This is a genomic window from Sphingobacterium paramultivorum (genome assembly GCF_014109745.1).
In the GTDB taxonomy this organism is placed as follows: Bacteria; Bacteroidota; Bacteroidia; order Sphingobacteriales; family Sphingobacteriaceae; genus Sphingobacterium; species Sphingobacterium paramultivorum.
In genome coordinates this window covers 6,088,741-6,113,324 of the sequence record NZ_CP058555.1, presented here as the reverse complement: position 1 = coordinate 6,113,324, position 24,584 = coordinate 6,088,741, and the positions used below count along the sequence as shown (strand labels likewise).

Genomic DNA, 24,584 nt, shown 5'->3' with positions numbered 1-24,584 from the left:
TCGTCTATTTTTTCTCTTTTTTGCCACTAATGGAACCATCGATGCCAATGACATTGATGACTTTATCCCCAATTTGTGTAATATCGGATTTTAATCCCACCATAACGGTAAAAATATTCACAGGAGTATCCTGTATCTTCCTAAAATTATGGAGATAACCAAGCTCAAGCCCTAAAAAGAAGCCGTTAAATTTATAATCTGCTCCAGCACCTATTTTGCTGGAGAAATTCAGGTGATTTTTATTTTCCATCTTAATAAGCTTTTGGTCCGCGAGCACATTTGCCCTTGGCTCACTCGTCAATCCTACACCAGGGCCTACAAAACCATAGATATTCAATAATCGCATCTGCTTCCTAATGCCCCCCGAAAATGAAAGGGTATAGAAATTGGTATTTGCATCTTCGATACGATACTCAAAATTAGGATCGACCAATCGCTGCTTATACTTGAATGAAAGTGTATAAAGTGTGGGGGATACAAAAAACATTGGATTTTTCAGGGAGATATCCAAACCAATGCTACCAGAAAACTTTGGCGAAAGTATATCTTTGGTTTTTCCGATCGGGAAGCCCATTCCCGTTGTACCCCAATAGTAAACTTTTCGATAATGTATCGTATCAACACCGCCCTGAGCCCGCGCGAAAGTCCAACACAAAGAAAAAAGAAGAAAAGTAAAAAAGAAATGTTTCATTTAAATGCGTTCAATATTGAATAACAACAATATTAAACGCATTTTGTTCAAAAAACCGTCAGGCTACAGGTAACTTTTTGATTGTGGTCCTTGATTGAATAGCAAATCGATAATGCTTAAATCGGGATAAAATCCATTTTTATCAGAAAAAACCTGATAATATTCTTTTGGATCACGCAATACACTTTCTTTTTTAGGATGGATCAGGTTACGGAAATCGATCATTTCCGAAGGCGCAGCAACATATTCTTCCGTAAACCCTAATGTTCGTTTAAGTTTGATCGATTTTAGAATGAGTTCTAATTGAGCAACATTAAAGTCTACCAAATACGCAAACTTTTCCTCATAGAATCGCATAAAATCATCTTCATAATATTCAAAATATGCAGAGCTACGGTAAGCTGTCTGAATACTTAGCCAATGTAAACGCTGCCAGTCAAACTCATAGCTTATCCGAATATCTTTCATAGGAACACGTTCTTTATTGCCATGTTGAATGGGTACGATCAAATCCTGCACACCATTTGCTGAAGCAATGCGGGCCCGCGTACGATAACTCTGCTTTTGAAAATGCTCATATTTCTCGATGATCAACGGAAGATTATGCTCTTGTATCGTATGAAAATAGGATATTGGTGGAAGATAACATGCCGGAAGTAATAACTGCGATTCCATAAAAACTGATGATTTTTGTTATAAGTGACGCAAAAATAACTTAAATTAAGGATATTTGTAAAGAACACTGGGAATTTTAGCTATAGCATGAAACAAAAAGCGTTAAACGCATTAATCTATATCATCTCTCTTCTCCCCTATTGGTTTCTATATTTGATCTCCGATGGGCTTTATTACATACTCTACTATATTATTGGATATAGGAAGAATATTGTATTTCAGAACTTAAAGAATGCTTTTCCAGAAAAAACGGATAAAGAACGTCTGGTGATTGCCAAAAAGTTTTATCGTTTTTTCCCGGATCTTCTTGTCGAATCGATCAAATTGAAAACGATTACGGCTGAGGAAGTCAAGAAAAAGATAACTTTGGATAATGTAGAAGAATTGACGAAACACCTCGAAGCGGGCAAAAACGTAATTGGGGTGACCTCACATTATGCCAATTGGGAGCTTGGTATTCACCGTTTGAGCTTAATCACAAACTTCCCTACGCTGATTGTATACAAACCACTCAACAACAAAGACATTGACACAGTATACAATGATATGCGAGGTCGGTTTGGCGCCGAAATGGTACCAATGAAACAAATACTCCGTCATATTGTAAAGTTGAAGGGCCAGCCCAATATCAGTATACTCGTTGCCGATCAAACACCGCTGTATTCGGATTCCGATTATTTTATTAATTGGCTAAATCAGGAAACATTGGTCTATACAGGAGCCGAAAGACTTTCTAGAATAAGTAAAGCACCTGTGGTCTATTGCTATATCGGAAGAAAGCCCAAAAGAGGGCAATATTTCTGTAAATTCGTTACTTTAATCGAAGATCCAAGTGGCGTTGGAGAACATGAAATTACCGATATACACAATCAATTTGCTGAACAGCTTATTCGTGAAAACCCAGAATATTGGTTATGGTCACATAATCGCTGGAAAAGAAAACGTAGAAAATGAGTGAATTACCAAAAGTAGCTGTCGTTATCCTCAATTGGAATGGCCGATTTTTTCTGGAAAAATTTTTACCATCCGTATATAACAGTTCGTATCCGAATGTCGAATTTGTCATTGGAGACAATGCCTCCGATGATGATTCAATTTCATTTGTGAAACAGTACTATCCGACGATTACTATCCTTGAAAATGATAAAAACTATGGCTTTGCAGGCGGTTATAACAAAATACTGCAGCGTGTAAATGCTGATTACTATGTACTCCTCAATTCGGATGTCGAAGTGAGCCAAAACTGGATTGAACCAGTGATTGAGTACTTGGAAAGAAACCCTTCCCTAGCAGCAGCACAGCCCAAAATACGCTCATTTCATAACAAGCAGAAGTTCGAACACGCCGGAGCGGCCGGTGGCTACCTGGATTACTTTGGCTTTCCTTTCTGTAAAGGTAGAATCCTACATGAAGTAGAAGATGATGCTGGACAGTACGATAATGAATCCGAAATCTTTTGGGCATCTGGAGCGGCACTTTTTATTCGCTCAGAAGCCTGGAAAGAGGCAGATGGACTTGACGAAGATTTCTTTGCTCATATGGAGGAAATCGATCTGTGTTGGCGATTAAAGAAAATGGGCTATGGGATAGGCTATTGTCCTAAATCTATTGTTTATCATGTTGGTGGGGGCACCCTCAATGCAAGTAATCCCAAAAAGACCTATCTCAATTTTAGGAATAACATGGTCATGCTGCAGAAAAACCTGCCGCTGGGCAAAGCAATATGGATTATTTTCATCAGGCTTTGGTTTGACTTTGCAGCCCTTGCTAAGTTTCTGATCGACAGGAAACCCAAGGATGCCTGGGCAATCAGTCGCGCACATCAGTATTTCTTCTTGAATATTTTCAAAAATGCTAAAAAACGAAAAAAATACAAGGTGAAAGAAAATACAAAAGGGCAGTACACAAAATCGATTATCATTGATTTTTACACAAATAACAAACATAAATTTTCTCAGCTAAATCCAGAGGATTTCAAATAGCGTATTATTTCCCTGTAACATAAAATGCAGAAAAACGCATTTTAAAAATAAAGCAGTCATTACGACAAGATTCTTTATTTATTTTATTTAAACGTACTTTTTATTTGTAATTTTGCAAAATGTTGGTGATGGATATTGAAAAAAAGATAAAAGACTTAACGGCAGAGCTCAACCATTATAACTATCAATACTATGTATTGGCGAACAGTGTTATTTCGGACTACGACTTCGACCTTAAATTAAAGGAACTCGAAGCGCTGGAAGCTCAATATCCCAACTTTGCCGACCCCAACTCCCCTACACAGCGTGTTGGTGGAGACATTACCTCCCGATTTCAAACGGAAAAACACCGCTGGCCAATGCTTTCATTGGGCAACACATACAATCAGGAGGAATTACTTGACTTCGACCAGCGAATCCGCAAAATTATCGGCGATCACTTCGAATATGTTTGTGAATTAAAATTTGACGGTTTATCCATCAGCTTGACTTATGAAAATGGCCTGCTAAGTAAAGCCGTTACGCGCGGTGATGGTACACAAGGCGATGTTGTCACAAACAATGTTAAAACCATTCGTTCTATACCGATCAAACTCAAAGAAGGAGATTATCCAGATCAATTCGAAATACGAGGTGAAATATTTATGCACAAATCAGCGTTTCTCCGCCTGAATAAGGAAAGAGCCGATAATGAGGAGCAAACCTATGCCAACCCAAGAAATTTCGCCTCTGGAACCATCAAACTCCAAGATTCTGCTGAAGTTGCAAAACGCCCATTGGACTGTTTCCTTTACTTTTTGTACTGCGACAACAGAACAAATCTATTTCACGACCATTGGAATAGCTTAAACCATGTCAAAGACTGGGGGTTTCACGTCAGCGAGCATAGCAGAAAGTGCAGCACGTTAACCGATGTTTTTGCATTTATTGACTACTGGGATGTCGAACGTCATAACCTAGGTTATGAAATTGATGGAATTGTTATTAAAGTAAATGATTACGCACAGCAGGAGGAACTTGGCTTTACTGCCAAAAATCCGCGTTGGGCAATATCCTATAAATTCAAAGCAGAGCGTGTAGAAACCAAACTGAACTCGATTAGTTATCAAGTTGGACGTACCGGCGCTGTTACACCTGTTGCCAATCTTCAACCTGTACAACTGGCAGGCACAACGGTAAAACGCGCTTCCTTACACAATGCAAATGAAATCGCACGTCTCGACCTACACGAAGATGACACTGTCTTTGTAGAAAAAGGGGGCGAAATTATACCTAAAATAATTGGGGTAAACCTCGAGAAAAGATTAGCAGGATCAACAAGTTTTGTCTACCCTACATCTTGTCCGGAATGCGACACAGTACTCATACGACAAGAAGGGGAAGCCGTACACTACTGCCCTAATGAAACTGGATGCCCGCCACAAATTGTTGGCAAAATGCAGCATTTTATCGGACGAAAAATGATGGACATCGAAGGAATGGGAGACGAGACCGTAGATACTTTCTTCAAGAAAGGTTTGTTGAACAATATCGTTGACATCTATGGACTCAAAGACCATCAAGATGACCTACAACAACTCGAACGCTTCGGTCAAAAATCAATCGATAACATGCTCAACGGCATCGAAAAATCCAAAGAAAAACCTTTTGAAAAAGTTTTATTTTCGCTTGGAATACGTCATGTCGGCGAGACGATTGCAAAAAAATTAGCTCAGCATTTCAAAAATATTGATGCACTAGCACAAGCCTCGACAGAGGAAATCGAAGGAGTACAAGATATTGGACGCCGTATTGCGGAGAGTGTCAAAGAATACCTAGACAATCCAATTCATCAACAACAGATTGTCGCACTGAGAAATTATGGCTTAAATTTCGAAATTGAAGAAAAGGAGATCATCCTTGCTAGCAATGCACTTGAAGGGAAAACCTTCCTGATTTCCGGTGTATTTGCAGATCATTCACGTGAAGAGCTAGCAGCAGTAATTGAAAGCAATGGCGGAAAGATGTTATCTTCCATTTCTGCCAAATTAAGCTATCTCGTAGCGGGAGATAAAATGGGACCGTCCAAACTAGCGAAGGCAGAAAAACTGGGTATCCCGATGATTAATGATAAAGAACTCTTTGAACTCATTAATCCCAAGTAAGTTTTTTTAATTAAATTTATATAAATACAAAAACAAGATGAACGAGCTTCACGGCGCAGGGGTAGCATTAGTCACTCCTTTTAACTCAGATGAATCTGTTGATTTCGAAGCATTAGGTCAGCTAATTGACTTGCAAATCAACGAAGGTATGGATTATTTGGTTTCTTTAGGTACAACTGGAGAAGTTGCCACTTTAACCAATGATGAACGAAAGCGTATCTGGGATTTTACTGTCAAGCGCGTGAACGGTAGACTTCCTTTGGTTGCTGGAATTGGTGGAAATAATACTGCCGAAATTGTGGAACAAATTAAGAGCTTTGATCCAACAGGCTTCTGCGCGATTTTATCCGTATCTCCTTATTACAACAAACCAACACAAGAAGGCATTTACCAGCATTACAAGGCTGTTTCAAACGCCTCTCCACTTCCGGTTATTTTATACAATGTACCTGGGCGTACGGGCAGCAATATAACAGCACAGACAACATTACGACTGGCCAATGATTTTTCAAATATCGTAGCCATCAAAGAGGCTTCTGGAAATTTTGCGCAATTCAGCGAAATTCTACGGGATAAACCCACAGGATTTCTCTTGATCTCCGGAGATGATCCGGTTACCTTGCCGATGATGTCTCTTGGAGCAGCTGGTATCATCTCAGTGATCGGAAACGCGTTACCGAAAAAGGTCGCCACATTAGCTAAGTTATGCGCTGAAGGCAATTATGCGGAAGCTAGATCGATCCATAATGAACTCCTTGACATTACAGACCTGTGTTTTATTGAAGGAAACCCTGCTGGTGTAAAATATATTCTACAGGAATTGGGGATCGGAAAAGATCAATTACGACTTCCTTTAGTCCCTGTTAGCGAGAAAATACAGGCAGCTATCAAAGAAGAATTAAAGAAATTGAACTAAAATATAGCCTAGTTCGGTTGAGAAAAGTTTAGATCCCTCCAAAGGATCTAAACTTTTTTATTTCAAAGCTTTGCAACATAACAATATAATAACTACCTTTGCACTTCCACAAAAGTGGAATTTTAAATAACAAAATTAATTAACACAATGCAACAGTACGAATCTGTAATCGTTCTTACCCCGTTGCTTTCTGATGATGCTGCGAAAGAAGTAATCGCAAAATTCAAAAACATCTTAACAGAAGGCGGAGCCGAGATTGTCGCTGAAGACAATTGGGGTTTGAAAAAATTAGCGTATCCAATCCAGAAAAAAACTACTGGATTTTATCACTTAACTGAATTCAAGGCTCCAGGTGAATTAATCAATAAATTAGAGGTTGAATACAAACGTGATGAGCGCATTATGCGTTTCTTGACTGTAAGCTTAGACAAACATGCTAAAGCATACAACGAGAAAAAACGTAGCGGTGCATTCAACAAAAAAGCTGAAACTAAAACTGAGGAGGGTGCAAACTAATGGCTAACGAAAATATCCAATACGTAACTGCTCCTAAAGTAGAGGACAACCGTAAAAAATACTGTCGTTTCAAAAAGAATGGTATCAAATATATCGATTATAAAGATGCTAACTTCTTGATGAAATTTGTAAATGATCAAGGTAAAATCTTACCTCGTCGTTTAACTGGTACATCTTTGAAATTTCAACGTAAAGTAGCTCAAGCTGTTAAACGTGCTCGTCACATCGGCTTATTACCTTACTTAGCTGATGCAATTAAATAAGGAGGACGATAGAAAATGGAAGTAATTTTAAAACAAGATATCAAAGGCTTAGGTGAGCAAAACGATATCGTTAATGTAAAGCCAGGTTTCGGTCGTAACTACTTAATCCCGCAAGGATTTGCTATCCAAGCGACTGAATCTGCAAAGAAAGTTTTAGCTGAGAACATCAAACAAGCTCAGTTCAAACAAGAAAAAATCAAAAAAGACGCTACTGAATTAGCTGGTAAATTGGAAGCTATCAAACTTTCAATCGGTGCTAAAGCAGGTGAATCTGGTAAAATCTTTGGTAAAGTAAACAGCATTCAAATTGCTGATGCGTTGAAAGCAAAAGGTTTTGATGTAGATCGTCGTCGTATCACTTTCGAAGTAGAACCTAAAGAATTAGGTGAATACATCGCAAACTTAAACTTACACAAAGAAGTGAAAGTTCAAGTTCCTTTCGAAGTAATTGCTGAATAATTCAGTTTATTTAGTCAATAATAAAAAGCGGCTATCCGAAAGGATAGCCGCTTTTATTTTTACCATACTTTACCAAAAAAAAAACTCGCGTTACGGAGAGCAACGCGAGGCATAATCTAGGGTATTTGAAAGGGAAAATCTTTGTCAATTTCTATTTTTTTTCAAAAAAACAACTCCTAAATCATCGAGTCAAAAAAAACAATATCAAAACCGAAAAATCGAAACAAATTCTTTTCGAAAACCAATTTCAATACTCAAAAGAAGCAAAAAATATTGGTTTTTGCAAATAAAATTGATTTTTTATCAAAAATTAAACATAAATACATTAAAACTAACAACAAAACCATATTAAAACACAGAAACACAAAAAATACAAAACATTACACTGTTAAAAAACAATATAAATACATAAAATCACACTAAAACAAATAAAATACAGACATAAAACAACTAAAATTCGAAATAAAATCAAAAAAATTGGATTTTAAAAACAAAAAAAAAGCCTAAAATATAATATTTCAGGCTTTTTTTATTATTTAGCTAAGTTATGCTAATTGTTTTTCTAATTTCTCGTTCAATACTGATTTTGGAACAGCTCCAATTTGTTTATCAACTATTTCTCCATTTTTAAAGAACAATAAAGCTGGAATATTACGAATGCCATAACGAACAGAAATCTCTGGATTTTCATCCACATTTACTTTTCCTACAACAGCTTTACCTTCATAATCCTTAGCCAGTTCTTCAACCACAGGACCTACCATACGGCAAGGACCACACCATTCTGCCCAAAAATCAATTAATACTGGTTTGTCTGCTTTTAAGACAACTTCTTCAAAGTTGCTATCTGTAATTTCTAATGCCATAATCTTTTAATTTTATAAACCGAAGTTATATCTTTAATACTATTTAATTGCTAAAATCAATAAACAAAGATAGTAACAACTACCAATGTATTTGTAATCTTAATTACACAAATTCCAATCCAAACTAATTCAATCGGTAATTTATCCCTTCAAACTTATCTATACAGTCCAAAAATTCATTTGTTAGGTTTATTTTCAGACTTTTAGCTGGCATTTCGACAGATATTTCATCTTGGGGATCCCAAATTTTAAACTTTAATTGACAATTTGGCACAACCCCCTCAATCTCATTTTGTGCCAGTATATCTTTGATTCCGTCAAGAAATGCCTCGTTCAACTTAGGTAAAGGAATATTAATCGTAAAACTCTTTGCCATCTTCTCACGAAGATCGGAAAGCAACTGTACACTGCGCAGCTCAAAGCCCCAATTTCCAACCTGCCTGAAACGTTCCTGTACCAAACCCCGTAATTGCACAAAATAGCCCTCTTGCAAATATCCCTTCAACTTGACGTATTCTTCGCCAAAAACTGCCATATCATAAGAATCACTATAATCTTCTATGATAAACGACGCAAAAGGCTTACCAGTCTTTGTCAATCGATGGTTTGCCGATGCGATAATGCCACCAATCACCAATTCTTTATTCTTGATCCGATTAAACTCAAGCAAAGTCTCTTCATCGACCTCTGCCGCCTTAACCTTATTGATCAATGCCAAATCTGAAACCGAATTCTGACAAAAATGTTCAATTTCAAACCGGTATGTATCTAAGGGGTGACTGGTCAAATAAATACCGATAACATCTTTTTCATACTTAAGCTTTTCAATCAATCCCCATTGCGGACATGGTGCCAAAACGGGTTCCGGCAATTCTGCAGCACCACCTACACCAAACAAGCTCGCCTGGGCCGAACTTTCATTTTCTTTAAAACGCTGGCCGAATCGTATCGCCTTTTCCATTCCTGTTGAACTTTCATCCGAATGAAAATACTGTGCACGATGCGTATTGTCAAAACTATCAAAACCACCAGCATAAGCCAGGCTCTCGAAAGCTTTCTTGTTGACCGCACGAAGATCAATCCGTTTGGCCATATCGAAAACAGATTTATACAATCCTGATTGCCGTGTTTGCACGATAGCATCTACTGCTCCTGCCCCGACACCTTTAACCGCACCTATCCCAAAACGAATAGCTCCAGATTCATTTACCGTAAACTTATAATAAGATTCATTCACATCAGGACCAAGTACCTCTAGTCCCATACGTTTACATTCCTCCATAAAGAATGTCACCTGCTTGATGTCATTCATGTTATTAGAAAGTACGGCAGCCATATATTCCGCCGGAAAATGCGCTTTCAAATAGGCTGTTTGATAGGCAACCCAAGCATAACAGGTAGAATGGGATTTATTAAATGCATAACTTGCAAAAGCTTCCCAGTCGGTCCAGATCTTCTCCAGAACTTTTGCATTATGCCCTTTCTCCTCTGCCTGCGAAACAAACTTAGGCTTCATCTTATCCAGTACAGCTTTTTGCTTCTTACCCATGGCCTTACGCAAAACGTCGGCATCACCTTTCGAAAATCCAGCTAACTTTTGAGACAAAAGCATTACCTGCTCCTGGTATACCGTAATTCCATAAGTTTCTTTCAAATATTCCTCACAGGCATCCAAATCGTAAACAATAGGATCTATACCATGCTTCCGCTTAATAAAACTTGGGATATACTCAATTGGGCCCGGACGATAGAGTGCATTCATCGCAATCAAATCGGCAAATACCGTCGGCTTAAGGTCTCGCATGTACTTCTGCATTCCAGGAGATTCATACTGAAACACCCCTATGGTCTCTCCACGTTGAAAGAGCTCATAGGTAAGCTCATCGTCGATCGGAAATTGATCCGGATCCAGCACGATACCATGGCTTAATTTGACATTTTCGACCGTATCTTTTATCAGTGTCAGTGTCTTTAAACCCAAAAAGTCCATTTTCAGCAAACCGGCACTTTCAACAACGTGGTTATCGAACTGCGTCACATAAAGATCCGAGTCTTTTGCCAAAGAAACAGGAACGAAATTAGTAATATCGTCTGGCGTAATAATAACACCACAGGCATGGATACCTGTATTTCGTACAGACCCCTCCAAAACCCGGGCCTGTCTGATCGTTTCAGCTTCCAATCCAGCACCATCAGCAATAGATTTCAATCTATTAACAGCTTCAATTTCCTCAGTCCTCAGTTTTTCCTTTAAGCCGGCGTCATCTAAAGTAAAAATCTTGGATAATTTAAGATTCGGAATCAGCTTGGCAATTTCATTGGCATCCCCTAAAGGTAAATCCAATACACGAGCTGTATCTTTGATAGATGACTTTGCAGCCATTGTACCGTAGGTAATAATCTGGGCAACTTGACTAGCACCATATTTATTAATTACATATTGCATAACCCGTCCACGCCCCTCATCATCAAAATCGATATCAATATCGGGCATGGATACACGGTCAGGATTTAAGAAACGCTCGAAAAGCAAGTCATATTTAATCGGATCGATATTGGTAATTCCCAAACAATAGGCCACCGCTGAACCAGCTGCAGATCCCCGTCCTGGCCCCACAGAGACACCCATATCTCGGGCTGCCGCAATAAAATCTTGAACAATCAAAAAGTAACCTGGATACCCTGTTTTCTCAATGGTAGCCAACTCAAAGTCTAGGCGATCTCGAATATCAGTCGTAATTTCTTCATAGCGTTTCTCAGCCCCCACATAACAAAGATGGGCCAGGTATTTATTTTCACCACGTTTTCCCCCATCTTCAAGATCGGCTTCCACCTGAAATTCTTCGGGTATATCAAATTTAGGCAAAAGGACATCTCGGTTTAACTTAAATATCTCTATCTTATCGACAATCTCCTGGATATTTAAAATCGCTTCGGGCAAATCTTTAAATAGAGCCTTCATTTCATCCGAAGACTTGAAATAATACTCCTGATTCGGTAAGCCAAAACGGAACCCTCGTCCCCTACCTTTTGGCGTTGAGAGCTTTTCACCATCTTTCACACACAGCAAAATATCATGTGCATGCGCATCGCCTTTCTTCTCGTAATACGTATTATTGGTCGCAACAGTTTTAACCTCATATTTACGGGAAAACTTCAGCAACGTTTGGTTCACACGATCTTCATCTTCCTGACCATGACGCATCAATTCAAGATAAAAATCATCCCCAAATTGTTCTTTCCACCACAGCAAGGCTTCTTCGGCCTGGCTCTCACCAATATTCAGTATTTTATTCGGCACCTCGCCTTGTAAGTTACCTGACAAAGCGATAACATCTTCTTTATATTGAAGAATAAGATCCTTATCAATCCGCGGAACATAATAGAACCCGGACGTATAAGCAAAAGAAGCCAGTTTAGCCAGATTATGGTACCCGCGTTTATTTTTCGCTAATAACACAATCTGATAACCATTATCCTTCCTCGACTTATCTTTGTGGTTTTCACAAACAAAAAATTCACAACCAACAATTGGCTTTAAAAGCTGACCAGTAGGTTCCTGTCCATTTTCAACAGCCTCCGCATTTTGCGCTTCAACTTCTTTATTATGGCCTATAACACGAGAAACAAACTCAAAAGCCCCCATCATATTTCCGTGGTCCGTTAACGCAACAGCAGGCATATTATCCTTGACTGCTGCCGAAACTAACTTATCGTACGACATCGTCGACTGCAGAATCGAAAACTGAGAGTGATTATGCAAATGGGCAAATTTGGCATCCTTTAAAGCTGCTAACGCGTCCGCATCAACGACAACCTTGACTTCATCTGGCTGAGACCGTTTTCTAATTTCATCAGAAGCTGCTTTTAGGTTGATATGTTTCAGTCCAACAGTGGGTATAGGACCAGGATTGTTCGTTTTAAAATCGACAAAGTAGCCCGTATCGACCTGAAGTTCCTCAGTAGTGAAAACCTCTCTTCTGACAAGCTCCAGAAAACAACGTGTTGTCGCCTCAACGTCGGCTGTTGCATTATGTGCCTCAGCAAACGGTACTCCAAATAAATAGGAATGCAGCTCGGTCAAATTAGGTAATTTAAAGCGACCACCGCGACCACCTGGAATTTTCAGGAGTTCAGCTGTTACTTCCGTACAGGTATCTAATACAGGCATATTAGCCATATTAGACGCAACACTATAACGGTAAAATTCACAGCCCATGATATTCAAATCAAAACCAATATTTTGTCCAACAACAAACTTGGCTTTATTCAATGCCACATTGAATTTCTCTAGGACCTCCTGAAGCGGCACCCCCTGCTCTTCTGCCAATGCCGTCGATATGCCGTGTATTTTTTCAGAGTCATAGGGTATATCAAATCCATCTGGCTTAATCAAGAAATCGTGATGTTCGACCAAATTTCCCATCTCATCATGAATTTGCCAAGCCAACTGAATACAGCGAGGCCAATTGTCCGTATCGGTAATTGGTGCGTCCCAACGCTTAGGCAAACCCGTCGTTTCCGTATCGAAAATAATATACATAAAATTCTAACCCTCTTTAATACAATACATTAAATGCAAGACAATTTACATTTTTTTGAACTTGAAATTTACGAAATTATTAGAGAAGATTGTGTCAGATTTTTGCGAAAATCCACTAAAGAAAATCTAGCTTCACACGATACCGGCCGCTAGCTACGCTTTAATAAGAAACAGGATCATAAACTCCTCGATCTTCCTTTTTTTATGCGCCTCGAAAAAGTCAATATCAGGCCAAATCATCAAGCCCTCGAGCTCTTTCTTATCATGTATATCAAAAGATCCAACATTATGCCAACATCAAATTTACAGCTCCTTTAACACGTACTTCATAGGGACTTTATAGGGACCTCATTCGGACTTCATTCGGATGAATACCTATAATCTTCCTTTTAATTCCCTTTTATCTCTGGTTTTATTTCCTCTTAATTATGCGGTTGATGTTGACTTATCTCCACCAAGTGTGGTAAAAATTTTCATCTAGAACCGCAACTTAACATCTACAGACCGTCTGTCTTCCATTTGGGCATACTTATCCTCAATACAATTAAAAACGAGATAAGCACTATTAGGCGATAAAACACCTCAAATTTAATATTGTAATAGTTACACTATCCCAAGTATTTAGTATATTTGATTTTGACCCAAAAATCCATGATTAAAGCTATTTTTTTTGACATCGATGGAACTTTGCTAAGTTTCAAAACACATCAAGTTCCCGAATCTACTCAACAGGCATTTCAATTATTAAAAGAAAAAAACATCAAGGTATTTGTTTCAACAGGAAGGTCCTACAATCAGCTGGGGCATATTCGTTACCTCGATTTTGATGGATATATCACCTTCAATGGCGGGTATTGCGTCACGAAGGAACAGGACGTCATTTATAAAAATAACATTCCTCAAAAAGACATTCGCTCCTTATTAAATTATGCTAAAAAGCGTGAAGACCTGACTTTTTCATTCATGTCTGAAAAAGAAATTTCCTTGAACCAGGTTACACCGGAGGTATTCCAAATGTACCAGCAGGTCAATGTCCCCACCCCACCAGTTCGGGATTACGAACAGAATTTTGATCTTGACTCAGTTATGCAGGTCAATGTTTTCATCAATCCTGAAGAAGAAGCTGAATTCATGGAAAATGTGATGCCAAATTCAGTTGCTTCGAGATGGACGCCCGTTTTTGCTGATGTCAATCCTATGGGGCAAAGCAAAAAAATTGGAATAGATGTTTTTTTAGACCATTTCAACTTCACCTTGGAAGAAACCATGTCATTTGGCGACGGCGGAAATGATATTACAATGCTAGCGCACACCCATATTGGAATTGCTATGGGTAATGCAAATCCCGAGGTAAAGGAAATTGCAGATTATATAACAGATAGCGTTGATGAAAATGGCATCTGGAATGCATTAAAACACTTCAATATCATCTAAAGTTGGATAGTTAAGGTTATTCGAGAAGTATTGCTGTTACTATTCATCAGCAAATTATGTTTTTCCGGAAAAAGATAGTCCAATCGCTGTCGAAAATCACGTATCAATGTGCTGCTAAACTGGCTTTCCAGGTAATGGTTCACGCGATAACTCACTTCCAGCATAATCAGCTTTGATGAGCCCGATAATCGTATACGAACTGGATGAGAAAACATCGTATTATAACCATTTTCAACAGCATGCTGTACCACAGGAAAAAGAATGAGCGGCGGCAACATAATTTCATCCTGAGAGTGTAGCTTATTTTCCCATTTGACTGAAAAACCTGCTGGAAGAAAACGTTCGGCCAACTGCAAATATTGGTTCAACAAGTTAAGCTCTACCTGCAGAGCCTCAAATCGGTCAACATGAAGCTTAAGCAACTGCTCTTGAAAAGCAAAATACTCCACTGGATCTATTTTGTTACGTTGTATAAAATGCCCTATCAAAAAACTGTCCAGCTGACTGTTCCTAAAAGACAACCTATCCGCAAGTGCCAAAAGCTCTTCATTTCTTACACTCTTTTTACCCAAAAAACGATTGATTATACTCGACATTTCTTAAATTGCTGTAGATTAGAAACACAAAAATAAGGAAACATTATGTCAAATATTGCAATAGTTATTGAAGAAAGAGCCGCTGACATAGGCAATTTCTTAGTTGGCCGACTTCTGCCTTTCAGGCAGAAACGTATGGTCGGCCCTTTTATCTTTATCGACCACATGGGACCAGATAACATTGCCGAACCGCGCTTTATGGATATTGCTCCACATCCGCATATCGGGTTATCCACATTGACTTATCTATTCGAAGGTAGCATTATGCACCGTGACAGCTTAGGAAATGCCGTGGAGATCAAACCTGGAGCAGTCAATTGGATGACGGCTGGTAAGGGTGTCACACACTCCGAAAGAACTCCCGAACAGCTGAGATCTACCCCGCACGACCTACATGGGCTGCAGATTTGGGTGGCCCTACCAAAAGAACTCGAAAAAATGGAACCTAATTTTGTTCACATAGAAGAACCGCAGCTTCCACATTGGACCGAAGACGGTGTATCTTATCGTTTAATTGCAGGTGAAATTAAAAACCATCGTTCCGAGGTTCCCGTATATAGTCCATTATATCTTATTGAAATCAAAGCAGAACAAGATGCGACCATCAAACTGGGCGATCACCTATATGGCGAAAGTGGATTATATATCCTTCATGGAACTGTTCATGCGGAAGGCCAGGAATTCGGTCCAAAACAGATTTTAGTTGCCAAGGATGCGAAACTATGTGAATTCGAAATGAAGGCGGGTACTTCAGTTTACATTTTTGGTGGTGAACCTTTTCCTGAACAACGATATATCGACTGGAACTTCGTCGCTTCAGACATTGAAACATTAAAAATAGCGCGCGAAAAATGGGAAAATCATGAATTTCCAAAAGTACCTGGAGATGACGGCTATATTCCAATCCCACCTGTAAATCCCACTTTAGGGCAGAAAAAAAATCAATAGCAATGTCCTAAACCAATAACAACGTGGACGTATAAATTGGAAAAAGTCGCACAAGTAGAAAGACAGAATAAGCAAAAATAAAAATGCTGGAAATCATACAACGACTTCCAGCATTTTTACTTAACCGATATGAAAGCCGACTAATGGGCTATCCCGCTCACACCACCGGAAACAACGAGTTTCATGGCATCTGTTGGAGACATATCTAATTTTTTGACCTTGTCTGCACTGATAATAACAACCTGTCCTGCAAAAGAGTAGGAATATGGAAAATACACCATAACATCTTCTTCAAGCCCAATGCTTTTTAAATCATGCTGCGTTAAGAAACCTATCTTCTTCAGACCAAACTCATTCACCGTCACCAAGACAGGTTCATTAAATTTCTTTGCATCACCAACAAAGGCCTCCGTAAAATCTTTAATCGAAGAATATAATGTATTTAAAAGTGGAATCCGCTGGATCTGATGATTAATCCACACTTTAATGGGGTCTGTAACAAAATTTGTAAAAATAAGCCCCGCCAAAACCAATACCAAAATAACGGTCAGAATACCTATTCCTGGAATATACAAGGGGTGCCCCCTATCATCCTCCAAAAAATGTTCAGTTAGATTCAATGCCGAATCAACTGATGCAACAATCCAAACTATTAAAAAAATAGCACCAGCAAGAGGAACCACTACCAGGACACCTCGTATCAAATAATTAATAAATCCTCTGATTAATTTACTAAACATGAATTGAAAATAAAATATTATTCAAAAATGCAGAATATCCTTTATTATTCATAAAAATATACTCTTTTTACGCGTTGGGAAATACTCGTCAGCAATTCATAAGGAATCGTCCCTATAGCCTTCGCCGCTGACTTTATATCAGGGTAAACGATAACTTCATCTTCCTCTCCAACTTCCACATCCGTTACATCCAACATACACATATCCATACATATATCTCCTATAGTAGGGACTAAAAAACCGTTTATCAACATTTTACCGACACCGTTACCAAAACGCCTATCGTAACCGTCCGCATAACCAATTTTAATTGTCGCAATCTTACTATCTCTATACAGGACGCCGTGCCTATTATAACCTACGGTTTCACCTGCTGGGAGGTATTTAATTTGTGTCACATTCGTTTTCAAGGTACTCGCCTCCCTAATGGGTAAATCATGACGCTCGATATCGATACCATAGAGACCTATCCCCAACCTCACCATATCAAAATACGCATTCGGCCACAATTCAATACCCGATGTTGCTGCAATATGACGTAGAAAAGAATATCCTATACCACTTTCGAGACGCTTTGTAAATTCATCCAGCAGATCAATTTGTCCTTGTGTAAATTCCCAATCCTTTTCATTACCTGCAGACGCTAAGTGGGAAAATGCAGATTTAACCTCTAAAATCGCTTCCGCACGTAACACAGCTATTAAACGATCGACCTCGTCAGGCATAAAACCCAACCGATGCATACCTGTATCTATCTTAATATGAATCGGAAAAGAAGCTATTTGTTTCGTTTTCAGAAAATTCAAAAAAGAAAACAATATTCTAAAGCTATAAATTTCCGGTTCAAGGTTATACTGAACAATGGACTCAAAAGAACTTTCATCAGGGCTCATCACTACAATAGGTAATTTTATGCCCGCACCACGCAAATCAACCCCCTCATCCGCAAAAGCAACAGTCAGATAATCCACCCGATTGAATTGCAAAAGGTTTGCTATCTCGAAGCTTCCACTACCATAAGAAAAAGCTTTGACCATGGTCATCAACTTCACCTGTTTCGGCAGCAGCTGTCGATATACGTTCAAATTATTCTCCAGTGCATTCAAATTGATTTCAAGCACTGTATCATGTGATTTTGCAACTAAAAGCTGACTGATACGTTCAAAATGAAACTCACGTCCTCCTTTCAATAATACCGTGGCATTTTCAAAAGAAAGCGACCTAATATCGGCCAAGAAAGCAGTTGTATCGCTATATGAAATAGAAGGCACTTCAAATTGTGCTGCCACTTTAGGCAACACTTCACCTATCAATATCAATTTATCCAAACGATACTCACTAAGCAAACGTTTCAGCTTGGACAAACTTTTTTCATCTTCGATATGGACACCAGGGATATCCGACAATATCAACATCTTGAACGGATGCTGTCCCTGCTGATTTAAAAACTCCAGGGCAATCTGCAGTGCATCTAGATCATTACTATACGAGTCATCGATAATTGAGCTATTCTTTTTTCCTTTTTTTAACTCAAGACGCATCGCCACTGGCTGCAGCTCTTTAATCCTCGCTGCGATCACTTCATTTTCATAACCAAAACGCAGCATCACCGCTACACAATTTATCGCGTTCTCAACATTTCCTTTATCCACAAACGGTACTTCAACAGCAAAGGTGCGACTGGCATAATAGAACGTGACCATAGTAAATCGGTCATTAACCTGCTTGATGGAATACACTTCCAAAGAAAGGCCCTCATCAAGCCCCCAGGAAAATTTTCGTGGTCTATATGGCAATTGAATATTTTCGAGGTAACTATTTGGAAAAATCATGGTTTCAACATTTTTAAAAAGCTCGAGCTTTTCATAGATCTTTTCCTCTTTAGATTTAAAACCAGCTTTGTGGGCAACACCGATGTTGCTCAATAGTCCTATAGTTGGTTTTATCATCTGCTCAAGGCGCAGCATTTCCCCTTTTTCTGAAATTCCCGCTTCGATTAGCGCAAGATTATACTGATCGGACAATCCCCACAAGGACAAAGCCACACCAAGTTGAGAATTATAGCTCTTAGGACTCCGATAAATCTTATATTCAGGAGACATAAGCTGGAAAAGCCACTCTTTTACAATCGTTTTGCCATTGCTCCCAGTAATTCCGATGACAGGATAATCAAATTTCTGACGATGAAAAGTTGCCAGCTCCTGCATAGCAACTAAACTATCCGCTACCCAAAGAATATTAGCTTCCAAAAGCTCCATTTCCTGTCCCTCATCGGCCTGAAGCACAAAGTTACGAACTCCTTTTTCGTAGGCTTCCCGGATATACCGATGACCATCTCTGTTCTTCTGAAGTGCAAAAAAAATCCCGTTGTCCGCCTGGGCAATTTTACGGCTGTCATAAAATAAATGCTGGACAAAAGAATTGGGATCCGTGATAAATGTGCGATTGGGATGTAAAATCTGGGCGATTTCCGATATTTTGTACATTCTCCTGATATATTTTGATTGTGTCAAAACTGAACATTTTTTTAGTTATTTCATATTATTTTTGAAATTTTGACAATATGTTTGACGAAGAAAAAAGAAACAAGAAGATATTAACGCAGCATCAGGCGCAGTTGAAAGCGGAAAGCTATTGCGTCTATCAAGAACGCGCACAGCAAGAAGTACGCGATAAGCTCTACAGCTGGGGACTAAACGAAGAAGAAGTCGAAAATGTATTGGCCAATTTGATCAGCGATAATTTTTTAAATGAAGAACGCTTTGCTATTGCCTACTGTAACGGAAAACTCCGCATGAAAGGCTGGGGTAAAGTAAAAATCAAGCAGGCACTCAAAGCAAAAAGGGTCTCCGAACAATTGATAAAAATTGCATTTAAGCAAATCGATCTAGATGAATATGAACAAATCTTAAATCATATCGTTGACAAAAAACTCCGTGAAATTAGTGGTAAGAACCACTATACAGTGAAAAACAAAGTTTATCAGTTTGCGCTATCCCGCGGATTTGAGAGTGATTTAATTTTTTCCACACTGAATTCAAAGGAGTTATAAAAAACACAGAAAGAAAGTAAATAAATATTTTGCAATATTAAATTTTCGCTCTATATTTGCATCACCAAAAAGGAACGCAAGGTTCTTTTGAAAATTGAAATAAAATTCCAATGCGAAAATAGCTCAGCTGGTAGAGCACAACCTTGCCAAGGTTGGGGTCGCGAGTTCGAATCTCGTTTTTCGCTCACCTGCCTAGGTGGTGGAACTGGTAGACACGCAGGACTTAAAATCCTGTTCCCGTTAAGGGAGTGCGGGTTCGATTCCCGCCCTAGGTACAAGAAAGCTCATCTAACGATGGGCTTTTCTTGTTTATGCGCGTATGTTACCTCGAATGGCTCTATCAAATTCACAAGACTCCCTTCAATCTTTAATAAACTTGCTTGCGAAGCTCATCAGCCAATGGACATTTTATTTTATCGCCATAAAAATAAGAGAAAGCCATAGACTAAACTTAACAATATAAGTTTCAACATGCCTATTTTATACTTGAATAAAAGAAAAAGTGAGAATAGCACCCAAACCAGAGCCATCGGCTCAATGGCATACCAAGAACTGACACCACTTGGAAATAGAATTCCTAAACCTAAATAACAGGCTAAATTAACGATTACACCAACCACCGATGCCGTCACTAAAGATAGGATAAATTGTATACATGTATTTTTTTGGGCCCGTTCGATCAGTGGCGCCCCAACAAAAATCAAGGCAAAGTTTGGCAAAAAAGTAAAATATGCTGTCGCGATCAAACCTATTGCTGCCATGAGATAGGACTGATGAAAATGATTGAAGCCAGCCATGAAACCAACATACGCCAAAACAACCACTAAAGGCCCCGGAGTCGTCTCTGCAAGAGCAAATCCATCTATCATCTGGCTCTTCGAAAGCCAAAACAATTTCTCTGTCACAAGGGCCGCAACATAGGGAATGACGGTGTAAGAACCTCCAATCGTCAAATAAGCGGACTTTGTAAATAAAAAAGAAAGTGTCTTCCAAAATTCAGTATCGATGGTAAAAAACAGCAAAATGGTCAACGGAATCAACCATAGTAAGAAAAACAGCAGCACCTGAAGAGAAACACGACGGTAGGATACGGAAGGAAGTGTTTCGAGCGTATTGATATAATAAGCAGATTCAAACTGCTTATCTTCATTTTCACGATTAGCATCAATTTGGGAAGTTTTTGACAAGATTGTATATAGTAGTAGACCAAAAGCGATCACCCCCACAATAATCCAGGGCATTGGAACCCCAGCAAAATACGATAGAAAAAAAGCGGCCAATGCTACCAAATAATGCCATGTGCTGACAAGAGATTTCTGCCCTACCCGAAAGGTTGCAAATATAATGATCGCTAGAACTGCAGGTTTTAAACCCGAAAATAAAGCAATAAGCAATGCGGAGTTGCCATAGTGTGCATATAGCGTACTGAGTCCACATATAATAAGCAGTGAGGGAACAATAAAAAATACCCCGGCCAACACACCACCTTTTACGCCGTGCAGCTTCCATCCTAAATAAATCGTCAATTGATGCGCTTCCGGTCCCGGTAACAACATACATGCATTGAGCGCCTGAAAAAACTTCCTGTTACTTACCCATCTTTTCTTTTCGACCAAAAAATCGTGCATAATGGTCACATGGCCTGTTGTTCCACCAAAACTTATCCAACCTAACACAAACCAAAACCACATGGCTTCCCGAAAAATTGGCTTCTGTCTATTATCTTCTTCCTCTAAATTCATCTTTTTCAACGCTATTTGTCTTAGGCCCGGATTTTATCGAAAGCAATTTCTGCAGAACAGCACCCATTCCGGTGTCTCCTGTTTTAAAATACCTTGTTTCGGGAGACCATATACAGCGGTATAAAACCGCTATATAACTGCATAAAAAAAGCGAGATATCTTAAATATCTCGCTTTTTTTATATTAAGAATTGGTCTGATAAACTATTTTTTATCTAAAATAGTAACTTCCACTCTTCTATTTTTTTGACGTCCTTCCGGACTTTTATTATCTCCAACTGGATTTGACTGACCGAAACCTTTTGCCGTGATGCGCGAATCAGCAACCCCTGAATCTACCAAGAACTTCTTAACAGACGCCGCTCTTTTATCGGAAAGCCACTGATTATACTCAACAGTACCCGTAGCATCAGTATACCCATCGACTTTGATCTTATTATTACTTTCCTTCAAGATCAACGCCAATTTACTAACTTCAGTTTTTGCCTTCTCAGATAGGTAAGAAGAGTTTGTTGGAAACAATAAATCAGACGATATACTAAACTTAATCCCTTCATCAGTTCTTTTCGCGTCATTAAAATCCTTCTTCACATTTTTCAAACCATCATCAGTTCCATCTTTTGTTACAACTGCACCTGGATTGACTACAATAGCTTGTTGTTTACAGGAAAATAACGATAAACTTGCACATAAGGTTAAAATTCCCAAATTAATTTTTCTAAGCATGTCGTTTCTAACGTATTTAATATCGATTTAAGCACGTAAATATAGCGAAAAAAGTCCAATATGACATCCCTTCTACGTCATATCTAACGTAACAAATCTATTTCTTGGTATATACTTTTTCTAAAGTCTTTTTTACCTCAGGAATATTCTCATACAATTTCCAAATCATGCCTGAATTTGCATTCTCGATCATCACGGCAATCGTTGCCTGATTCCTCGCACGATAGCTTTCAGAAACATCGTTGTTTTTAATATCAATCCAGCTTCTGAAACCATATTGTGTAAATAACACATCAGCGTATTCTTCGTAAAATTTACGCAATGCTTTTAGACCAATCTCCTTTTCAAATGGGTAAGCTGCAATAGCTATTGCAGGATTCACCAAATACCCCTGATACGTATCTTCCACATTTTCCACGCCCCAAATATCTGTAAATCGTGTCCCTATACTCATTTCATTATCTCTCCGTTTATAGGCAAGAATATAATTCGACAAATATTTCTTGTAATCTACAAAATCATCTACTTTCCCTTTAGGATCCATAATCAAAAAGGGACGATAAACAGACATCAATGATTCATTTAAACTGCCGCCCGCAATACTCTTGGCAAAAATAACTTTGTCGTCGGAGTAGATCGAAATTCCGGCATTTCCCATGTCGCCAACTAAAGGGTTTGCACTTATTGAACGCGCTAAAGAATCATTTAATTTCATTTTGAGTTCAGGAGCTAAATCATTGGACTCATCCCCAAAATACAATTCGTTGCCTTTATGTTTGGTTGCAAATCCATTGATATAAGCTGAAATAGCTAAAGGGTGGGTAGGTGAAGACATCGCCAGTAAATAGGTACCCAAACTCTCGTTAAATCCCCCCAAAGGCCTCGATCTAGCTGTACTGTCTACAGGCGACCACTTATTCCAGAGTACATCAGGATTCTGTGCGTCTGTAAAATAGTTCCAATTTATGCGTTCCCAGAGCTTCGTAATGTTATTTCTCAAGGTCTGTTCCTCAGGATCCTCTTTAGAAAAATATTGGCGAGCGATTAAAAGCGATTCCATGATATGGGAGGTTCCGCGCAAATCGTATGTTGGAATTGAATCGCGATAATAAGGCACCCCCGACCGGCCATCGTAAAGCGCCGTAAAGACCCCTTGATGTTGTTGTGCACTACTCAAAAATTTCACAATCCGTGTTAACCTGACCAAAAGAGCTTGTCGCGAGATCAAGTTATTCTCTCCAGCCACAAGCAAACCCAAGATCGCATAGCCAGTTTCATTTGTAGATACAATAGCCTGTCTATTGCCTCGATCAGGCAGAAACATACCACTATTCACATCATAGTTGTCTATAAAATAATTCACATGAGCATTCCGGATAAAATTTAACATCTCCGTATCCGTACCTTTTTTTGTCTGTACCTCCCTAACCTCAGAAAAAGGAGATTCAACATAATTATAGTCTACCCAAGCGATCTTATAATAATAAGATTTGTTATATTCATTTACTCTATCTAGCGACTTCTGTACATAGATGGGTAAAATTGCGATCGGCTGAAAATTGAGTTTATCTTCCGAACGGTAGATTTTCACATAGCGAATACTTGGTGTTAGCGGCAATTGCCAGACCAACTCGACTTGTTTATCCACGGAACTGATCTTAGATAAGATAGCTGCTGATGACAGTCTTACCTTTGGATAGTTTTTGGGCAAAAACTCTATTTGATCGATAAATAATTGATTTGTCTGCAGTGCAGTTCCATTCTGTTCCAAAATTAAAGCCGAAACAGGCTTCCCTAATGAAATTCCTACAAATTTGGCGACTGGAATGGAAACATTAAGCCAAGTATCATAAGCAAAATCATCGATATAATTTGCGATATCCACAGCATTTGTCCTTGTATCATTTTGCTGTAAGGTGACTTTTGGCAATTGTCCCTTTTCAGTATTGCTTTGAATAAAAAGCTTAAAAGTTAGCTGATCATCCTTGGCAATTAAATAGGGAAATTTCTGTTTATCGTTTAAAATACTTGCCTCCCATTTACCATTAGGAGAAGAAACGTACCGCAAAGAAAGCGAATTGCCTGGCGTAAAAAACAAGCTATCAGAAACTGGTAGGCTATAGCTTACATTTTGGATCCATGATTCACCAGTATAATGAGCGATACTCTTAGCATAACTCCCGTTGATAACACTATTGTCAAATAAAACCTCAGGATAACTTTCTGATCGAACAAGTGTAGGTAAGATCAGTAACAAAAGAAAGTAAAAATATTTTTTCAGCATAAGTCAAC

Annotated in this window: 20 protein-coding genes and 2 tRNA genes; 12 read left to right on the top strand and 10 right to left on the bottom strand. The window is 38.7% G+C overall.

Going from position 1 to position 24,584, the window contains the following annotated elements; genetic code table 11:
• Positions 1–4: 4 nt before the first annotated feature.
• Complete coding sequence (locus HS960_RS25380; RefSeq protein WP_075994001.1) at positions 5–691, bottom strand: hypothetical protein; 687 nt, start codon at positions 689–691, stop codon at positions 5–7.
• A gap of 63 nt (positions 692–754) precedes the next feature.
• On the bottom strand, positions 755–1,366 hold the full coding sequence (locus tag HS960_RS25375) for a WbqC family protein (RefSeq protein WP_182330802.1): 612 nt from the start codon (positions 1,364–1,366) through the stop codon (positions 755–757).
• An 87-nt stretch (positions 1,367–1,453) separates the two neighbouring features.
• Between HS960_RS25375 and HS960_RS25370 the strand changes: the two genes are divergently transcribed.
• The 7 genes from HS960_RS25370 (at position 1,454) to rplI (ending at position 7,646) form a co-directional block, all read left to right on the top strand.
• The gene (locus tag HS960_RS25370; RefSeq protein ID WP_182330801.1) at positions 1,454–2,320 is read left to right on the top strand and encodes a lysophospholipid acyltransferase family protein; all 867 of its coding nucleotides are present in this window, start codon (positions 1,454–1,456) and stop codon (positions 2,318–2,320) included.
• Positions 2,317–3,348: a glycosyltransferase family 2 protein gene (locus HS960_RS25365; protein WP_159731295.1), complete on the top strand. Its 1,032-nt coding sequence runs from the start codon at positions 2,317–2,319 to the stop codon at positions 3,346–3,348. The genes HS960_RS25370 and HS960_RS25365 overlap by 4 nt, the downstream gene beginning before the upstream one ends.
• A 119-nt stretch (positions 3,349–3,467) precedes the next feature.
• Positions 3,468–5,492: an NAD-dependent DNA ligase LigA gene (gene ligA, locus HS960_RS25360; RefSeq protein WP_182330800.1), complete on the top strand. Its 2,025-nt coding sequence runs from the start codon at positions 3,468–3,470 to the stop codon at positions 5,490–5,492.
• A gap of 37 nt (positions 5,493–5,529) precedes the next feature.
• A complete protein-coding gene (gene dapA, locus HS960_RS25355; protein WP_182330799.1) occupies positions 5,530–6,408 on the top strand; it encodes a 4-hydroxy-tetrahydrodipicolinate synthase in 879 nt (292 codons plus the stop codon).
• A gap of 147 nt (positions 6,409–6,555) precedes the next feature.
• On the top strand, positions 6,556–6,924 hold the full coding sequence (rpsF, locus tag HS960_RS25350; protein WP_046671750.1) for a 30S ribosomal protein S6: 369 nt from the start codon (positions 6,556–6,558) through the stop codon (positions 6,922–6,924).
• Entirely contained in the window at positions 6,924–7,187 is a 264-nt protein-coding gene (gene rpsR / locus HS960_RS25345) for a 30S ribosomal protein S18 (protein WP_028071347.1), read from the top strand. The genes rpsF and rpsR overlap by 1 nt, the downstream gene beginning before the upstream one ends.
• 15 nt (positions 7,188–7,202) lie before the next feature.
• Positions 7,203–7,646, top strand: coding sequence for a 50S ribosomal protein L9 (rplI, locus tag HS960_RS25340; protein WP_046671751.1), 444 nt, complete (start codon positions 7,203–7,205; stop codon positions 7,644–7,646).
• A 545-nt stretch (positions 7,647–8,191) separates the two neighbouring features.
• On the opposite strand, the gene trxA is transcribed toward rplI, so the two are convergent.
• Positions 8,192–8,512 (bottom strand): thioredoxin, encoded by a 321-nt coding sequence (gene trxA / locus HS960_RS25335; protein ID WP_046671752.1) that lies wholly within the window; start codon positions 8,510–8,512, stop codon positions 8,192–8,194.
• Between the two features lie 124 nt (positions 8,513–8,636).
• The gene (gene dnaE / locus HS960_RS25330; protein WP_153847737.1) at positions 8,637–13,055 is read right to left on the bottom strand and encodes a DNA polymerase III subunit alpha; all 4,419 of its coding nucleotides are present in this window, start codon (positions 13,053–13,055) and stop codon (positions 8,637–8,639) included.
• A gap of 651 nt (positions 13,056–13,706) precedes the next feature.
• On the opposite strand from dnaE, the gene HS960_RS25325 reads away from it, so the two are divergent.
• On the top strand, positions 13,707–14,489 hold the full coding sequence (locus HS960_RS25325) for a Cof-type HAD-IIB family hydrolase (protein ID WP_159731289.1): 783 nt from the start codon (positions 13,707–13,709) through the stop codon (positions 14,487–14,489).
• On the opposite strand, the gene HS960_RS25320 is transcribed toward HS960_RS25325, so the two are convergent.
• Entirely contained in the window at positions 14,486–15,085 is a 600-nt protein-coding gene (locus HS960_RS25320) for a hypothetical protein (RefSeq protein WP_153847739.1), read from the bottom strand. The two genes, HS960_RS25325 and HS960_RS25320, sit on opposite strands and share 4 nt — an antisense overlap.
• A gap of 45 nt (positions 15,086–15,130) precedes the next feature.
• Between HS960_RS25320 and HS960_RS25315 the strand changes: the two genes are divergently transcribed.
• On the top strand, positions 15,131–16,033 hold the full coding sequence (locus HS960_RS25315) for a pirin family protein (RefSeq protein ID WP_182330798.1): 903 nt from the start codon (positions 15,131–15,133) through the stop codon (positions 16,031–16,033).
• A 140-nt stretch (positions 16,034–16,173) separates the two neighbouring features.
• On the opposite strand, the gene HS960_RS25310 is transcribed toward HS960_RS25315, so the two are convergent.
• Both HS960_RS25310 and HS960_RS25305 read right to left on the bottom strand, forming a co-directional pair.
• Positions 16,174–16,773, bottom strand: coding sequence for a DUF502 domain-containing protein (locus tag HS960_RS25310; protein ID WP_153847741.1), 600 nt, complete (start codon positions 16,771–16,773; stop codon positions 16,174–16,176).
• 44 nt (positions 16,774–16,817) lie between these two features.
• The gene (locus HS960_RS25305; RefSeq protein ID WP_182330797.1) at positions 16,818–19,259 is read right to left on the bottom strand and encodes a bifunctional UDP-N-acetylmuramoyl-tripeptide:D-alanyl-D-alanine ligase/alanine racemase; all 2,442 of its coding nucleotides are present in this window, start codon (positions 19,257–19,259) and stop codon (positions 16,818–16,820) included.
• Positions 19,260–19,336: 77 nt separating this feature from the next.
• Between HS960_RS25305 and HS960_RS25300 the strand changes: the two genes are divergently transcribed.
• The 3 genes from HS960_RS25300 (at position 19,337) to HS960_RS25290 (ending at position 20,100) form a co-directional block, all read left to right on the top strand.
• The gene (locus HS960_RS25300; protein WP_153847743.1) at positions 19,337–19,825 is read left to right on the top strand and encodes a regulatory protein RecX; all 489 of its coding nucleotides are present in this window, start codon (positions 19,337–19,339) and stop codon (positions 19,823–19,825) included.
• 112 nt (positions 19,826–19,937) lie between these two features.
• Positions 19,938–20,010: transfer RNA gene (locus HS960_RS25295), tRNA-Gly, on the top strand.
• A gap of 5 nt (positions 20,011–20,015) precedes the next feature.
• Positions 20,016–20,100 (top strand) — tRNA-Leu (locus tag HS960_RS25290).
• A 138-nt stretch (positions 20,101–20,238) separates the two neighbouring features.
• Here the strand turns inward: HS960_RS25290 and chrA are convergent.
• From chrA to HS960_RS25275, 3 genes are all read right to left on the bottom strand, one after another.
• Positions 20,239–21,567: a chromate efflux transporter gene (gene chrA, locus HS960_RS25285; RefSeq protein WP_159731285.1), complete on the bottom strand. Its 1,329-nt coding sequence runs from the start codon at positions 21,565–21,567 to the stop codon at positions 20,239–20,241.
• A 203-nt stretch (positions 21,568–21,770) separates the two neighbouring features.
• Positions 21,771–22,292, bottom strand: coding sequence for an OmpA family protein (locus HS960_RS25280; protein ID WP_153844742.1), 522 nt, complete (start codon positions 22,290–22,292; stop codon positions 21,771–21,773).
• Positions 22,293–22,389: 97 nt separating this feature from the next.
• Complete coding sequence (locus tag HS960_RS25275; protein ID WP_153844743.1) at positions 22,390–24,576, bottom strand: glucoamylase family protein; 2,187 nt, start codon at positions 24,574–24,576, stop codon at positions 22,390–22,392.
• Positions 24,577–24,584 lie beyond the last annotated feature (8 nt).

Bases quoted from the DNA above. Each gene is read 5' to 3' on its own strand.
- rpsF (WP_046671750.1), top strand. From the start codon at position 6,556: ATGCAACAGTACGAATCTGTAATCGTTCTTACCCCGTTGCTTTCTGAT.
- HS960_RS25320 (WP_153847739.1), bottom strand. From the start codon at position 15,085: ATGTCGAGTATAATCAATCGTTTTTTGGGTAAAAAGAGTGTAAGAAAT.
- HS960_RS25280 (WP_153844742.1), bottom strand. From the start codon at position 22,292: ATGCTTAGAAAAATTAATTTGGGAATTTTAACCTTATGTGCAAGTTTA.
- HS960_RS25305 (WP_182330797.1), bottom strand. From the start codon at position 19,259: ATGTACAAAATATCGGAAATCGCCCAGATTTTACATCCCAATCGCACA.
- HS960_RS25275 (WP_153844743.1), bottom strand. From the start codon at position 24,576: ATGCTGAAAAAATATTTTTACTTTCTTTTGTTACTGATCTTACCTACA.
- dapA (WP_182330799.1), top strand. From the start codon at position 5,530: ATGAACGAGCTTCACGGCGCAGGGGTAGCATTAGTCACTCCTTTTAAC.
- dnaE (WP_153847737.1), bottom strand. From the start codon at position 13,055: ATGTATATTATTTTCGATACGGAAACGACGGGTTTGCCTAAGCGTTGG.
- rpsR (WP_028071347.1), top strand. From the start codon at position 6,924: ATGGCTAACGAAAATATCCAATACGTAACTGCTCCTAAAGTAGAGGAC.
- chrA (WP_159731285.1), bottom strand. From the start codon at position 21,567: ATGAATTTAGAGGAAGAAGATAATAGACAGAAGCCAATTTTTCGGGAA.
- HS960_RS25375 (WP_182330802.1), bottom strand. From the start codon at position 1,366: ATGGAATCGCAGTTATTACTTCCGGCATGTTATCTTCCACCAATATCC.
- HS960_RS25300 (WP_153847743.1), top strand. From the start codon at position 19,337: ATGTTTGACGAAGAAAAAAGAAACAAGAAGATATTAACGCAGCATCAG.
- HS960_RS25370 (WP_182330801.1), top strand. From the start codon at position 1,454: ATGAAACAAAAAGCGTTAAACGCATTAATCTATATCATCTCTCTTCTC.
- HS960_RS25380 (WP_075994001.1), bottom strand. From the start codon at position 691: ATGAAACATTTCTTTTTTACTTTTCTTCTTTTTTCTTTGTGTTGGACT.
- trxA (WP_046671752.1), bottom strand. From the start codon at position 8,512: ATGGCATTAGAAATTACAGATAGCAACTTTGAAGAAGTTGTCTTAAAA.
- HS960_RS25325 (WP_159731289.1), top strand. From the start codon at position 13,707: ATGATTAAAGCTATTTTTTTTGACATCGATGGAACTTTGCTAAGTTTC.
- ligA (WP_182330800.1), top strand. From the start codon at position 3,468: ATGTTGGTGATGGATATTGAAAAAAAGATAAAAGACTTAACGGCAGAG.
- HS960_RS25315 (WP_182330798.1), top strand. From the start codon at position 15,131: ATGTCAAATATTGCAATAGTTATTGAAGAAAGAGCCGCTGACATAGGC.
- HS960_RS25310 (WP_153847741.1), bottom strand. From the start codon at position 16,773: ATGTTTAGTAAATTAATCAGAGGATTTATTAATTATTTGATACGAGGT.
- HS960_RS25365 (WP_159731295.1), top strand. From the start codon at position 2,317: ATGAGTGAATTACCAAAAGTAGCTGTCGTTATCCTCAATTGGAATGGC.
- rplI (WP_046671751.1), top strand. From the start codon at position 7,203: ATGGAAGTAATTTTAAAACAAGATATCAAAGGCTTAGGTGAGCAAAAC.